General features: G+C 41.7%; 1 protein-coding gene. It reads left to right on the top strand.

Annotated features, from left to right (window positions below; all coding sequences use genetic code 11):
- Positions 1-155: 155 nt before the first annotated feature.
- Positions 156-1,178, top strand: coding sequence for a protein rep (locus tag ACFWY6_RS45490; protein ID WP_214287768.1), 1,023 nt, complete (start codon positions 156-158; stop codon positions 1,176-1,178).
- Positions 1,179-1,198 lie beyond the last annotated feature (20 nt).

The raw sequence follows: 1,198 nt of genomic DNA on the forward strand, positions 1-1,198 counted from the left end.
ATATAGAAACAACATCATTTTTCAAAATCAGGTCAACGCCTTGTGTGTCAAGGGTTAAACGGCTTTTTGACAGGTAAAAACTCCTTCTGCTATTATTAAGGTGTCGAATCAAAATAATAGAATGCTAGAGAACTAGCTCAGAAGGAGTTTTTTTGTTGATTTATTCATCTGAAAACGATTATAGCATCCTCGAAGACAAAACCGCAACAGGTAAAAAGCGGGATTGGAAGGGGAAAAAGAGACGTACGAACCTCATGGCGGAGCATTACGAAGCGTTAGAGAGTAAGATTGGGGCACCTTACTATGGCAAAAAGGCTGAAAAGCTAATTGGTTGTGCAGAGTATCTTTCGTTTAAGAGAGACCCGGAGACGGGCAAGTTAAAACTGTATCAAGCCCATTTTTGTAAAGTGAGGTTATGCCCGATGTGTGCGTGGCGCAGGTCGTTAAAAATTGCTTATCACAATAAGTTGATCGTAGAGGAAGCCAATCGGCAGTATGGCTGCGGATGGATTTTTCTCACGCTGACGGTTCGGAATGTAAAGGGAGAACGGCTGAAGCCACAAATTTCTGAGATGATGGAAGGCTTTAGGAAACTGTTCCAGTACAAAAAAGTAAAGACCTCGGTTCTTGGGTTTTTCAGAGCTTTAGAGATTACCAAAAATCATGAAGAAGATACATACCATCCGCATTTTCATGTGTTGATACCAGTAAGGAAAAATTATTTTGGGAAAAATTATATTAAGCAGGCGGAGTGGACGAGCCTTTGGAAAAAGGCGATGAAATTGGATTACACTCCAATTGTCGATATTCGTCGAGTGAAAGGTAAAGCCAAGATTGACGCTGAACAGATTGAAAACGAAGTGCGGGAAGCGATGATGGAGCAAAAAGCTGTTCTCGAAATCTCTAAATATCCGGTTAAGGATACGGATGTTGTGCGCGGCAATAAGGTGACAGAAGACAATCTGAACACGGTGCTTTACTTGGATGATGCGCTGGCTGCCCGTAGATTGATCGGGTACGGCGGCATTTTAAAAGAGATACATAAAGAGTTGAACCTTGGTGATGCGGAGGATGGCGATCTGGTCAAGATTGAGGAAGAAGATGATGAGGTTGCAAATGGAGCGTTTGAGGTAATGGCTTACTGGCATCCGGGAATTAAAAATTACATAATCAAATAAAAAAGAGCAGATCTTAAAGG

This window comes from Streptomyces sp. NPDC059037, assembly GCF_042740015.1.
Classification (GTDB): Bacteria; Actinomycetota; Actinomycetes; order Streptomycetales; family Streptomycetaceae; genus Streptomyces.